The 13,313-nt window shown below is 70.5% G+C and carries 11 protein-coding genes; all 11 read right to left on the minus strand.

Annotation, left to right across the window (positions count from 1 at the left end):
* Positions 1 to 3 precede the first annotated feature (3 nt).
* The 11 genes from lpxC to Pla163_RS14640 all read right to left on the minus strand — a co-directional run bounded on the left by lpxC (position 4) and on the right by Pla163_RS14640 (position 12,708).
* A complete protein-coding gene (gene lpxC, locus Pla163_RS14590; protein WP_419185966.1) occupies positions 4 to 1,299 on the minus strand; it encodes a UDP-3-O-acyl-N-acetylglucosamine deacetylase in 1,296 nt (431 codons plus the stop codon).
* Positions 1,300 to 1,301: 2 nt separating this feature from the next.
* Positions 1,302 to 2,339, minus strand: a complete 1,038-nt coding sequence (lpxD, locus tag Pla163_RS14595) for a UDP-3-O-(3-hydroxymyristoyl)glucosamine N-acyltransferase (protein WP_145189971.1) — start codon at positions 2,337 to 2,339, stop codon at positions 1,302 to 1,304.
* 203 nt (positions 2,340 to 2,542) lie between these two features.
* A complete protein-coding gene (locus Pla163_RS14600; RefSeq protein ID WP_145189974.1) occupies positions 2,543 to 5,206 on the minus strand; it encodes a BamA/OMP85 family outer membrane protein in 2,664 nt (887 codons plus the stop codon).
* A gap of 140 nt (positions 5,207 to 5,346) precedes the next feature.
* Positions 5,347 to 6,768, minus strand: a complete 1,422-nt coding sequence (dnaB, locus tag Pla163_RS14605; RefSeq protein ID WP_145189977.1) for a replicative DNA helicase — start codon at positions 6,766 to 6,768, stop codon at positions 5,347 to 5,349.
* Positions 6,769 to 7,070: 302 nt separating this feature from the next.
* Positions 7,071 to 7,592, minus strand: a complete 522-nt coding sequence (rplI, locus tag Pla163_RS14610) for a 50S ribosomal protein L9 (RefSeq protein ID WP_145189980.1) — start codon at positions 7,590 to 7,592, stop codon at positions 7,071 to 7,073.
* Between the two features lie 25 nt (positions 7,593 to 7,617).
* Positions 7,618 to 7,836: a 30S ribosomal protein S18 gene (gene rpsR, locus Pla163_RS14615; protein ID WP_145189983.1), complete on the minus strand. Its 219-nt coding sequence runs from the start codon at positions 7,834 to 7,836 to the stop codon at positions 7,618 to 7,620.
* Positions 7,836 to 8,411 (minus strand): 30S ribosomal protein S6, encoded by a 576-nt coding sequence (rpsF, locus tag Pla163_RS14620; protein WP_145189986.1) that lies wholly within the window; start codon positions 8,409 to 8,411, stop codon positions 7,836 to 7,838. Before rpsF ends, rpsR begins: the two co-directional genes overlap by 1 nt.
* Before the next feature lie 56 nt (positions 8,412 to 8,467).
* Complete coding sequence (gene pth / locus Pla163_RS14625) at positions 8,468 to 9,088, minus strand: aminoacyl-tRNA hydrolase (RefSeq protein ID WP_145189989.1); 621 nt, start codon at positions 9,086 to 9,088, stop codon at positions 8,468 to 8,470.
* A 299-nt stretch (positions 9,089 to 9,387) separates the two neighbouring features.
* A complete protein-coding gene (locus tag Pla163_RS14630) occupies positions 9,388 to 9,972 on the minus strand; it encodes a 50S ribosomal protein L25 (protein ID WP_145189994.1) in 585 nt (194 codons plus the stop codon).
* Positions 9,973 to 10,226: 254 nt separating this feature from the next.
* Positions 10,227 to 11,171: a ribose-phosphate diphosphokinase gene (locus tag Pla163_RS14635; protein ID WP_145189997.1), complete on the minus strand. Its 945-nt coding sequence runs from the start codon at positions 11,169 to 11,171 to the stop codon at positions 10,227 to 10,229.
* Between the two features lie 232 nt (positions 11,172 to 11,403).
* Complete coding sequence (locus Pla163_RS14640) at positions 11,404 to 12,708, minus strand: bifunctional UDP-N-acetylglucosamine diphosphorylase/glucosamine-1-phosphate N-acetyltransferase GlmU (RefSeq protein ID WP_145190000.1); 1,305 nt, start codon at positions 12,706 to 12,708, stop codon at positions 11,404 to 11,406.
* Positions 12,709 to 13,313 lie beyond the last annotated feature (605 nt).

Genomic DNA, 13,313 nt, shown 5'->3' on the forward strand with positions numbered 1-13,313 from the left:
GAATCAGACCTCTACCATCGTGAACGTGAGGATCGCTTCGCAGACCGTCTTCCCGGCCACCGTGCCGACGCCCTTGACCTGACCGAACTGGCCCTTCATGCGCTGGGTCTCGACCTCGATCCGGAGCTGGTCCCCGGGCTCGACGGGGGCGCGCAGCTTGACCTTGTCGATCGCCCACAGGACCGCGAGCTTGCCCGTGTTCTCCATCTTGCGCAGCAGGAGCACGCCGGCGAGCTGGGCCATCGCCTCCAGTTGCAGGACGCCGGGCATCAGGGGGGCGTCCGGGAAGTGCCCCTGGAAGTAGGGCTCGTTGATCGTCACGTTCTTGATCGCGACGGCGCGCTGGAAGCCGTCGATCTCGATCACGCGATCGAGCAGCAGGAACGGGTAGCGGTGCGGCAGCATCCGCAGGATCTCGCGCACGTCGAGCCCGGACTCGCGCGCCACCAGCCCGCCGCTCTCCTCGGCCTGCATCAGGTCGTGGAGCTGGCGCACCAGTTCGGCGTTGAGCGCGTGGCCCGAACGCGTGGCGATGACGTGGGCACCGAGGTCGGCACCCAGCAGCGCCAGGTCGCCGATCAGGTCGAGGATCTTGTGGCGGACGGGCTCGTGGTCCATCCGCAGCACGGTCTCGCCGTCGCCGACCACCACGGTGTTCTCGCGCGTCGCGCCCTTGCCGAGCCCGAGCGCCTTGAGCGCCTCGACCTCGGACGCCAGGCAGAACGTACGCGCCGAGGCGATCTGCGACTCGAAGGCCGTGGGCGAGAGGTCGACCACCATCGAACCGCCTCCCCCACCACCGGCCTGGGACGCCTCGTCGAAGGTCGCCACGTACTGCAGGCGCAGGACGGGTTCGTCGAGCGGCAGGGCCACGAGCGTCGCACCGCCCTCGCGCACGAAGACGGGCTGCTGCAGCTGGAACAGTCGCGCGGGGTGCTTCTGTTCGACGATCCCGGCGCGCTTGAAGAGCTCGACGAACGGCTGGGAGCTGCCGTCCATGCCGGGCAGCTCCTGGCCCGAGAGTTCGACGGTCAGGTTGTCGATCTGGAGACCGCTGGTCGCGGCCAGCAGGTGCTCGACCGTGTCGACCTGGGCCGGTCCGCGCTGCAGGCGCGTGCGGCGCTCCTTGGCGCTGCGGTAGCTGATGTGCGCGGGGATCGGCGGCGCGTCGGGCAGGTCCGTGCGCACGAACTCGATACCGGAGCCCGGGGGCGCCGGCAACACGCGCGCGGCGATCGTCTCGCCCGAGTGGAGCGCGACGCCGGAGAACTCCACCGGCGTCCGCAGGGTGCGCTGCATCCTCATCGCGCGCCCTCCTCGAGCTGCGCGAGGCGGGCCTCGAGCTGTTTCACGCGGACGGCGAGTTCGCGCGCGCGCCCGCTCGCGGCCATGCTGCGCAGCGCTTCGGAGCGCGGGCGCGCCGGCGTGCCGATGTAGTCGCCGGGCTCGGTCAGGTCGCCGAACGCGCCGGCCTGGCCGCCGAGGCGCACGCCCGAGGAGATGCGGATGTGGCCGTTGACGCCGACCTGTCCGCCGAGGACCACCCAGTCGTCGAGGCGCGCGGAACCGGCGATGCCGACCTGGGCCGCGATCGCGCTCGAAGCGCCGATCTCGACGTTGTGGGCCACGTGGACGAGGTTGTCGATCTTCGCGCCGCGACCGATGCGCGTGGCGCCGAAGCGCGCGCGGTCGATGGTCGTGTTCGCGCCGATCTCGACGTCGTCCTCGACGACGACCGTTCCGCATTGGGGGATGCGGACCCAGCCCTCCTTCGTCGGCTCGAAGCCGAACCCCTCCGCGCCGACGACGGCACCCGGATGGACGATGCAGCGCGCGCCGACCTGGACCGCTTCGAGCACGCGCGCTCCCGCCAGCAGCACCGTGTCCTCGCCGATCGTGGCCCGGGGACCGACGTAGGCGCCGGGTGCGAGCACCGCGCGCGCGCCGACGGTCGCCCCCGCGTCCACCACGGCGTTGGCGCCGACGCGCGCCGACGGATCGACCGTGGCGTCCGCGGCGATCGAAGCGGTCGGATGGACGCCGGACGGTTGTTCGAAGCGCTCGGCGGCGAAGGCCGCGACGATGGCGGTGAAGGCCTTGCTCGGGTCGTCGACGCGCAACAGCGCGAGCCCCTCGCGCTGGACCTCGAAGTCGTTCGCGATCACGACCGCACCGGCGGTGGTCGTCGCGAGCAGCGACTCGTAGCGCGGGTGTCCGAGGAAGCTGATCTCGTCCGGCCCGGCCCGGTCCAACGTGGCAGGGCCGCAGATCGCGGCTTCACCATCGCCCTCGAGGCGAGCGCCGCAGCGGGCGGCCAGATCCTGGAGGCGAAGAGCCATGGTGCGTGGTGCCGACCTCGAGCCGGGTCGACGGCGAGCTGGATCCGGGGCGCATCGGGGTCCGCTGGAACCCTCGTGGCCGGATCGCGGCCGATTGGTGTACCGGACGCGCGGCCGGGGTGTCAACGAGCGGCCGTCCGCGCCGAGGGATCCGCCCTCCCCGAGGAGTCGCGTCCGCCAGCGAGCCGCGGAGACCGGGCGGATCAGTTCGTCGAGAGCGTGAACGAGAAGGTGCGGCGCCGGTCACCCTCGCGCCGGACGAGCGGGAAACCGAAGTTGAGCGCCAGGGGCAGGGGCTGGATCATCCCGACGGTGAAGCCGGCCGAGAGTCGGTACTCGCCCAGGTCCAGCTCGAACGAATCGGGGTCGAGGATGCCCGCGTCGACGAAGAAGCCGCCGCGGAAGACCTCGAGCTCGCGCGTTGTGCCCGCGATCGGCTGGGTCACGAGCGGCCACAGGTACTCCACGCTGCCGTAGAGCATCGTCTCGCCGCCGATCGGGTTCTGGCGCTGGTTGGGGCCGACGCCGCGGAAGTTGAAGCCGCGCATGCGACGCGAACCGCCGAGGAACTGCCGCTCGGTGTACGGAACGTCGTCCGTGTCGCCGTAGGGCACCATCGCGGCGGCCAGCAGGCTCAGGCGGTAGACCGGCTTGACACCGGGTTCCTCGTAGAAGGAGCCGGTCAGGGTTCCGGTGCCTTCGAGGGACGCGAAGTCGAAGTCGCTCGCGAAGGCGCTGTCGGACACGAACAGCGATGCGGAGGCCGAGTACCCGTCGCGCGGATCGAGCGCGTTGTCGAAGATCCGGCGCGAGAGGGAGAGTTCGGCTCCGCTGACGCGCGACTCCCCCACCTGCTGGGCCAACAGGTCCGGCACGCCGAGCGGGTCGAGGATCGAGGCGGTGCCCGGCGTGAGTTCGTCGACCTGGATCGCGGAGGTCCGGTAACCCAGCGACAGGCGCGTGTCGGCGTCGAGCTGCTTGAAGAAGCTCAGCGCGAACTCGTCGCGCTCTTCCTGGTGGGTCCGGAAGCCGAGGAAGTTGCGCGAGAACCGCACCGTCGAACCGATGCGGTCCAGGTGCCGGCCGAAGAGGTCGGGCTCGGTGAACGAGACCTGGTAGCGCGAGAAGTCGGTACCCGGGCTCGCGAACAGGCGCAGGGTCTGGCCGGCGCCGCGGAAGGCGCGTCCGCTGCGCACGTCGTCCCACGGGTGTTCCCAGCTCGGCCAGCGGGAGATGTCGAAGTTCTGGAAGGTCACGCCGATGCGACCGGCGAGTCCGCTGTCCGGGCTCCACTCCACGCCGAAGTCGAAGCGGATCTGGCTGCCCTCCTCGACCGTGACGACCAGGTCCTTCCAGCGCGAGTCGGAGGTCTCGACGAAGCGGAACGTCGGCTCGCGGTGGCCGGCCGACGCGGGACCGACCATCGAGAAGTAGCCCGAGCCGCGCAGACGGGCGATGCCGCGCTCGATCTTCGCCAGGTCCGCGCGCCCGCCCTCGAAGAGGTCGGCGAACTCGCGCCGGATGACGCGGTCGCGGGTGCGCGTGTTGCCTTCGATCTGGATCTCGCGGATGTACTGCGGCGCCCCTTGCGCGAGGCGGTAGACCACGTCGACGACGTTCTCCTCGGCGTCGAACACGAGCTGGGGCTCGAGGAACTCGAAGCGCTCGTAGAAGGGCATGCTGCCGTGCGCGATGTGCCCGATGTCGCCGTAGCGCCGCACGATGTCGCGCTGGTCGAGTTCGATCTCGAACTGCGTCAGGACGTCCCCGGGCGCGAGGTCGCAGAGCGCGAGCAGTTCGTCCTCGGGCACGATCAGCTCGGTCGGCACGTCGAGGGACAGGCGCGGGTCGTTCGGGTCCGGCTGCCGTTGGAAGCCCTCGATGCGCAGGCTGCGCACGCGGTAGGGCTCGCCTTCGTCCACGCGCACGTGGATCGTGACCCAGCGGCGGTTCTTCGAGAACTCGAGGTGATCGACCTCGACGACGGCGTCGAGATAGCCCAGGTCGCGGTAGGCCTGACGCATCGCGACCAGGTCCTCCTTCAGCGACTCCTCGCGGAAGGGCTTGGCGAAGAGCCCGCCGAACAGCCACTCGAACGTGGGGTTGCGCGACACCGGACGCGCCTCGTGGATGAGGCCCGAGCGCCAGGGACCCCAGCCGCGGTTCGGGAGCGACGTGTTGCCCGTGTAGATCACGTCGTCGACGAACACGCGCGGCCCTTCCGCGATCTGGAAGATCACGTCCTGGGTCGCCGGTCGCGCGGTGTCGCCCAGGACGAGTTCGCCCAGCACGGGCTCGACCTCGACGAACGCGTAGCCCTCGCGCAGGTAGCTGGCCTGGATCCGCTGGGCGATGGCGTAGGTCTGATTGACGCGCACCTCCTGGCCGTCCCGCAGCCCGGCCCACTCGAGCACCTGCAGGCGGTCCTCGCGCTCGTTGCCGACGAAGCGCGGCGTCAGGTCGAGCGGCATCTCCGTCACCCGCAGGCGCAGCGCGATGCCGCCCTCGACCTCGAGCGACGCCAACTCCGAGCGCAGGCCGCGCGTCCACAGGGTCTCGATGCCTCGGCGCACGCGCTCGGCGTCGTAGGGAGCCCCGATGGCCAGTCCCAGCGCGTCACGCAGCCGATCCGGATCGAGACGCTCGCCGCCGATCACCTCGAACGAGCGCACGATCGGCGCTGGCTCGGCGGCGAACCGTTCGTCGTCGGCCGTGCCGTCACCAGCCCCCAGCTCGGCGCGCGTCGGACCGGCGGAACCGTCCTGCTGCGCGGCCGCGGGCGCCGCGAGGGGCGCGCCGGCGGCGAGGAGCGGGTTCGCGAAGGCGAGGGCCCAGAGGAGCAGGATCGTCGGAATGGCGCGCAGCATCGTTCGGGGGCGCGTCAGTGTGCGAACGGTGCCGCGGCGCCGGGAGCGCTTTCGCAGGGAAACGCCGGGATCCCGCGACCAGGACCGACCCGTCCGCGAGCGGGAGCGCGCGGCGTCGCGTGGACCCGTTCGTCGCGGGTTCAGATCGAGATCTGCTCGACGCCGGTGGGTGCGCGGTTCTCGAAGCGCATGTGCTCGGGGAAGAACTGCAGGCGGATCTCGCCGGTGGCGCCGTTCCGGTGCTTCGCGATCACGACCTCCGCCATGCCGCGGTTCTCGTCCGTGCGGTACTTGGCGTAGTACTCGGGCCGGTAGAGCATCATCACGACGTCGGCGTCCTGCTCGATGGAACCCGATTCACGCAGGTCGGCGAGCTGAGGGCGCGGAGGATCACGACTCTCGACCGCGCGGCTCAGCTGGGCGAGCGCGACGACCGGGATCTCGAGTTCGCGGGACAGTTCCTTGAGCGACCGCGAGATGCTGCTGATCTCCTGCTGCCGGCTCTCCGAGCGCGGGAAGCTGAGCAGCTGCAGATAGTCGACGACGATCATGTCGAGCCCGTTCTCGCTGGCCGCGAGCCGACGTGCGCGACTGCGCAGGGACATCATCGAGATGCCAGGCGTGTCGTCGATGAAGATGCCCGTGCTCTGCAGCTCGTCGGCCGCCGCCGCCAGGTCCTGGCGCAGATCACCGCCCAGGCGTCCGGAACGCAGCAGGTAGGCCGGGACGCGGGCGCGCGAGCACAGCATCCGCGCGACGAGCGAGTTCACGCCCATCTCCAGGCTGAACATCAGCACCGACGGTCGGCGGTCGAGCCAGCTGGGGTGCGAGAACGCCGCGTTCTCCATCAGGTTGAGCGCGAAGGCCGTCTTCCCCATCGACGGGCGGGCCGCGATGATGATCAGTTCGCCCTTGTTGAGGCCGCTGAGCGTCTCGTCGAGTTCGTAGAAGCCCGTCGTGATCCCCGTCAGCCCCTCGTCGCCCGAGCGGCTGTCCAGATTGCGGAAGGTCTCGGTGATCGCGTGGGCGATCGGCTGCGCGTCGCTGACATCGCTGGTGCGCGCGATCTGGAAGATCCGGTTCTCCGACTCGTCGAGCAGGTCCTGCACCGCGCTGCCGTCCGGTCGCGTGTCGTAGGCCTTCTGGACGATCTCGGTGGACTCGCGGATCAAGCCGCGCAGCGTCGCCGTCTCGGCCACGATCCGACCGTGGTGGCCGAGCATCGCGGACGAGGTGACGTGCTGTGCGAGTGCGACGAGCCCTTCGGACCCCCCCACTTCCTGGAAGTGTCCGCGCGCCCGGAGCGCCTCACCGACGGCGACGAAGTCGATCGGCGCGTTGCGCTCGGAGAGCTCGCGCAGGACGGCGAAGAGGAGGCCGTGCCGGCGGTCGTAGAAGTCGTCGTCGCCGAGCAGCTCGGAGACCTCCGGGATGCGCTCGGGATCGATCAGCAGCGCACCGAGCAAGGACCGCTCTGCGTCGAGGTTGTGCGGAGGCGTCCGTCCTGCCTCGCCGGGGCCGTACTCGCCCATGCCGTGCTCGCTCATGCCGTGCTCGCTCATGGTCCAGATTCTACGCGGCCGCGGGTCCACGGCTCGCGCCCGGCGCCGCCAACGTCGGACGCCCCGCGATCGCCTGTGTCGAAGACCTGTGGACGATCTGTGGATGGAGTCGGTGCGCGTGTGGAGAACGGCGACGCGCCCGGTGGATCCGTCGCTTCGAACGGATGACTGGGCCCTCTCGGCCGGAGCCTCTCGACCGGAGCCCCGCGGCCACGACGAACGCGGGCGCGCCGGCGATTTCGCCGACGCGCCCGCGTCACTCGGCGCCGTCCGGTCGGGACGGCGCGGGGACCTGCGACCGCTCAGTCGCGATCGTCGTAGTCGTCGTCGTCCTCGATGACGGCCTCCGGCGGCGGTGCCGGAAGGACGCCACCTTCGGGCTGCACGACGACCTTGATGGTCGCGTTCAGCTCGGCGTGGATGTGGACCTGGACCTCGTGGTCGCCGATCTCCTTGATCGGGTGGTCGAGACGAACCTGGCGTTCTTCGATCGCGTGCTCGGCCGCGACCATGGCGGCCGCGATCTGAGCGGCACCGACGGAGCCGTAGAGCGACCCGGTCGAGTCGCACTTGGCTTCGATCGTGACGGAGACGCCTTCGATCTTGTCGGCGACGATTTGGAACTCCGCCATGCGCTCGGCCTCGACCGCGTCCTGGCGCACGCGCTTGCGTGCCATGACGGCGATGTTCTCGGGCGTGGCATGGATCGCGAGACCCCGCGGATACAGGAAGTTGCGGGCATAGCCCGGCGCGACCTGCACCACGTCCCCGACCTTGCCGAGGTGGGTGACATTGTCACGCAAAAGGACCTGGGTGGACTTCATAGCTCGATGGACTCTGGGTGTTCGCTCAGGCCACGAAGGGCAGCAGGGCCATGTGACGGGCGCGCTTCATCGCGTTCTTGAGTTCGCGTTGGCGCTGGGAGTTCAGTCCGGTGCGACGGCGCGAAACGATCTGCCCCTGGGACGAGAGGCACTTGGCCAGCAGCTCCAGGTTCTTGTAGTCGATCGCTTCGTCCTTCCCGGCGACGGGGGACGGCTTCTTGGTGGTACGTGCGGCGGGCTTCATCAACTCTTCACCTCTTCACTGTCGGCCTTGGGGGCGTCGGCCTTGGGAGCGTCGGAAGACTTCGGAGCAGCCGACTTCGGCAGCTCCTCGGTGCGTCGGACACGCGGGCGCGGGGGACTCGAGACGTCGTCGTCATCGTCGTCGTCGTCGTCCGAGTCGTCCTCCATGTCGTCCTCGTCCAGGTTCTGCAGCGGCGAGTAGTAGCCCTCGTCGTCGGACGGGATCTCGGGCATCTCGAACTCGGCGCTCGACTCGGCGGCGGTGAGCTCGAGTTCCTCGGCGGGCACCTCTTCGGCGCGCAGGATCAGGTAGCGCAGGACGCCGTCGGTGATCTCGAGGTCGCGCTTGAGCGCCTCGATGCTGTCACCGGGGAGTTCCGAGTAGGTCAGGATGTAGGTGCCGCGACGGCGCCCACGGATCGGGTAGGCGAGGGCGCGCTCGTCCCAGCGCCGTGCGCTGCGGACGGTGCCACCGTGCTTCTCGAGCAGTCCTGTCACCATCGACTTCGTGCCGGCCCAGTCGGCCCGCACGAGGTCGTTGTCGACGAGGAACATGCCTTCGTACGTGTTGGTCATGTCGTTGTCTTCGTGTTGATTTCGAGGCGGGCGTGGCGCGGGGTCCGCAAGGACTCTCACGCGTCGGCACCATGGGACCAGCGGCTGTGGAACCGCGTCATGCACCCTTCCGTGTCCCCCGACTTGAGCCAGTCGAGAGCGGCCTCGGCGGCTTCTGCCACCGAGATATCGATCTCGATCCGTTCGTCGTCGTTGAACCGGCTGAGCACGTGACGCGCCGCGTCGGTTGACGTTCGGCCGATCCCGATCCGCAGGCGCGGGAACAGGTTCGAGCCGAGGGCGTCGATGATGGAACGCATTCCGTTCTGCCCTCCGTGTCCCCCGCTCGGTCGCATGCGCAAGCGGCCGAGCGGAAGGTCCATGTCGTCGTAGACGACCAGGACGTCGGCCGGCGTGACACCGGCCCACTGCACGATGGGCGACACGGCCTCCCCCGACAGGTTCATGAACGTCGTGGGCTTCACCAGGAGGACGTCCGGGTCGAAGCTCCGCGCGCACAGGAACGAGCGTTCGCCTCCGTAGCCGTCGAGGGCTCCGGAGCGGATGAGAGAGGCCGGTGATCGAAAGAGCAGGCCCTCGTGCAGGGCGACGCGGTCGAGGACTTCGAACCCGACGTTGTGACGGGTGCCGACGTACTCGGGACCGGGGTTGCCCAGTCCCACCAGGATGCGCTTCACGAGGAGGTTCGAGGATCGGGGCGGTGCCGGGGCCACGCGCCGACGGGTGTCGGCGATCGACGAGGGGCGAAGAGTGTAGGGAGCCGCCCGTCCCTCCGCCATCCCCCAGCCGGATCGCTGGGGACCGGGGGCATCGCGGCGGTCGATCGGTGGGGCGACCGGCGCCGCGGGCCGACCGGAACGCGAACCGGCCCGCGAGCAGGGCTCGCGGGCCGGTTCGGTGCCGACAGGTGCCAGGGCGGAGCCCTTCACGGCCCCCGGAGTCGGGGATCCGCTGGCCCCCTGGACCAGGCTCGGGGTCAGGCTTCGCCCGTTCCGGACTCCTCGACCTCTTCGTCCGATTCCTCCGCGCCCGCGGCACCGGCGACGACCGCCATGTGCTCGTCGGCGGCCATGGCGAGCTCGACGCCGTCGGGCAGCTTGATGTCCGAGGCGAGGATCGTCTGGCCCTCGGAGAAGAGCGAGGCGTCGACCTCGATCTCGTCCGGGATCTTCGACGGAATGGCGCGGATCGTGATCGTGCGGTGCAGGGGCGTGAGGACGCCGCCGCGGGACATGCCCACGAAGTGCAGCTCGACGTCGGACTCGATCGCCACGCCGCGGACCACGCGACGGAACTCCACGTGGATGACGTTGTCGCCGAAGGCGTCGTACTGGATCTCGCGCACCATCGCGGTCTCGACCCCGGCGCCCGCGACCTCGATGTCGAACAGGCTCTCGTGGTGACGGCGGGCGGCGAGGAAGGCGGCGGCCTCGAGCGACACGTCGAGGTTGTCCTTCTCCTGCCCCTGGATGGAGGCCGGGATGCGGCCCTGGGCGCGGAGGGCGCGGGCGGCGCGGCTGCCGACGCGGTCGCGCTTGGTGGCTTTCAGTTCACTGCTCATGGGAGGGTCCCTGGATGGTTCGTCTTCGTGCGGCGAGAGCCCCGCGCACGAACACAGGGGTGAAGATCGGCACGGGGCCGATCGGATCCGATCCGTCCTGACGACCGGTCTCCGGCCGCCGCGATTCGGGGCGGGAAGTATGCCGCCCGTGGGGCCGGGCGCCAGGGATTTTCGCCCGTCGGCCCCCCACTCCGCCCCGACCGCGCCCCCCGACCGCGCCCCCCCGACCGCGCCCCCCGACCACCGCCCGTGGCTCAGTCGAACAGCTTGCTGACCGACTGGCTGCGGTGGATGTTCGAGATGGCCTGCCCCACCAGCGGCGCCACGGAGACGGACTGGAACCGCTTGGGCTGTTGACCACGGCGCGGAATGGTGTCGGTGGCCAGGATGACTTCGGCCGGACAGGCGTCGAGGCGCTGGACCGCCGGTCCGCAGAGCACGGCGTGGGTCACGGCGATCACGACGCGCTCCGCCCCCGAGTCGCGGACGATGCGCGCGGCCTCGGAGATCGAGCCGCCGGTCGAGATCATGTCGTCGACGATGATCACGTTGCGGCCCTTCACCTGACCGATGACGTGCTCGACGACGATCTCGGAACCGGACACGCGACGCTTGTCGACGATCGCGAGGTCCGCGTGCAGCGCACGGGCGTAGGCGCGCGCCATCTTGATGCCCCCCACGTCCGGCGTGACGACGACGGGGTCCTTCAGGTCCAGATCGCGCACGGCGTCGAGCAGCACCGGCTTCGCGTACAGGTGGTCGACGGGGATGTCGTAGAAGCCCTGGATCTGCGCGGCGTGCATGTCGATCGTCAGCACGCGATCCGCACCCGACTGCACCAACGTGTTGGCCATCACCTTCGCGCTGATCGGGACGCGCCCCTCGTCCTTGCGGTCCTTGCGCGCGTACCCGTAGTACGGCATCACGGCGGTGATGCGTCCGGCCGACGCGCGGCGCAGGCAGTCGAGCAGCAGCAGGAGCTCCACCCAGTTCTCGTTCACCGGCGGACAGGTGGGCTGCAGGACGAAGCAGTCCCGTCCGCGCACGTCCGAGTTGATCTTGATGTCGATCTCGCCGTCCGGGAACCGTCCGACGTGGGCGTCGCACAGGGGCGCGTCCATCGCGGCGGAGATGGCCTGCGCCAGGTCGGGGTGCGCGCTGCCGGCGATCAGAGTCAGCTGCTCGGGAAATTGAGCCACGGTTCCGGTCGGGTCGGGGTTCGGCGCTCGACGAGCGCCAGGGGCGGGGGGGTGCGGGAGAGCGAGCGTGGCGTCGAACCCGGCGACGAACGTCGATGGCGTTCGAACCGCGCGCACGCACCGTCGCTCCGGCGCGGGGCCATCATGGAAGTCCCCGCCGCGAAGGCAAGGACCACCGGGCGGAATGGTCGGCGGTTCGAGCGCGGCCGGGCCTACGGGCTCGCGGATCGGATCAGCGGTCCTTGAGGTAGCGCGCGGGGACGCCGACCCAGATCTCCCCCGGGGGCACGACCGTCCCGCGCGGAACGATCGCCCCCGCTCCGGTGAGCGAGCCGGCGCCGATCTCGCTCGGCGCGACGAGCACGCTCCCGCTGCCGATGAACACGCGTTCGCCGATGCGCGTCGGGTGCTTCTTCGCACCGTCGTAATTGGCGACGATGGTGCCCGCACCGATGTTGGAGCGCGCTCCGATCTCGACGTCGCCGAGGTACGACAGGTGCTTGGCCTTCGCCCCGGCTCCGAGTCGCGCGTTCTTGGTCTCGGTGAAGTTGCCGACCTGCGCCCCCTGCTCGAGCACGGACCCGACGCGCAAGTGCGTGAACGGACCGACTTCGCAGTCGGTCCCGATGACGACGCCGCGCCGCACGACCGTCGAAGCGAAGATCGTGGTTCCGGCGCCGATCTCGACGCCGTACTCGATCGTCGTGGTAGCGGGATCCTCGATGCGGACGCCCGCGGCGAGGTGCTGTTCGAGCAGTCGCTCCTGGACGATGGCGCGAGCGCGCGCCAACTGGGACAGGGTGTTGACGCCCTGGATCTCCCGGTGGTCGTCGGCCACGAGAGCCTCGACGCCGAGCCCGCGACCCGCCACGTCGGCCACCACGTCGGTGAGGTAGAGCTCGCCCTGGGCGTTGTCGTCCGACAGGCGCGCCAGGCAGTCCACGAGGAGTCCGGCCGCGAGGCAGTAGACCCCGGCGTTGACCTCGCGGATCGCCCGTTGATCCACGCTCGCGTCGCGCTCTTCGACGATGCCGACGACGCGCCCTCCCCCGTCGCGAACGATGCGCCCGAAGGCCATCGGATCGGGCGGAACGGCGGTGAGCAGGGCGAGGCCGCCTTCGGGCTGCAACGCGCGCAGCCGCTCGAGAGTCGCGACACCGAGGGCCGGCATGTCGCCGTAGAGGACGACCACCGGCGCGTCCGGATCCCCCACCAGGTGCGGGATGCAGCTGCGGACCGCGTCGCCGGTGCCGCGCTGCTGTTCCTGGACCACCACGGTCAGCTCGTCGCGCCCGCGCGGGAGCTCGCCCGCGGCCTCGAGCCCGTCGAGGACGGCTTCGCCACCGGGTGAGACCACGAGGAGGATCCGAGCCGGGTCGAGGCCGCGGGCCTGGTCGAGCACCCACCCGAGCATCGGTCGGCCGCAGAGGGGCTGCAGCACCTTGGGCACGGGACTCTTCATGCGCGTGCCCTGCCCGGCGGCCAGGACGACGACGACGGGGGGGCGCGGCGGCAGGCCGGAGGACGGGAGGCTCATCGACTGGACGCAGGATCGGTGGTGGGCGGGCCCGAAGACCCCGAGAACGGGCCCGAGGAAGGGGCCTCGAACGGCTCCCGGCCTCCTCGAGGCGGCCCCCAGAGTACCGGGCGGGCCCCGAGATCTCGCCGTTCCCCCCGCCGCTCGCCTCCCCGAAGCGTCCCGGACCGCGCGGGTGTCCGTGGACCGACGACGGCCCGGGCGGGCACCAGCGACTTCGAGCCACCGACGGCCCTCCGACCCGGTGGCGCGAATGTCGGTCAAGATGGGAGGCGGTCGCGTCCGATGGCACCAGGAGCCCGCCGCGTGGCGGGTCCCCGAATGGCTGACCGAGCCGGACGTGGTGCTGTCGTGGAGCCCCCCCGAGGGGACCGCGAACGCGCGCGCGCTCCGTTCGGCGGCGGTTCGGCGCCATGGAGGCAACTCCCGAACTGAAAGGGGCTTAGAAGGCCCCCTCAGGTTCAGGGGAAACTTCCGGCGGTGCCGTCCATCCGGGATACACTGAGGAGCCCCCCGGATCCGCGTTCGCGCGGTGCTCGGAGGGCCAATGTGTCCAGCTCTCGAGGGCGGGTCCGTGTGTTGCGGGCACGTCGGCGGGAACGGAC

Origin of the sequence: Rohdeia mirabilis, from assembly GCA_007750655.1 — a bacterium.
Taxonomy (GTDB): domain Bacteria; phylum Planctomycetota; class UBA1135; order UBA1135.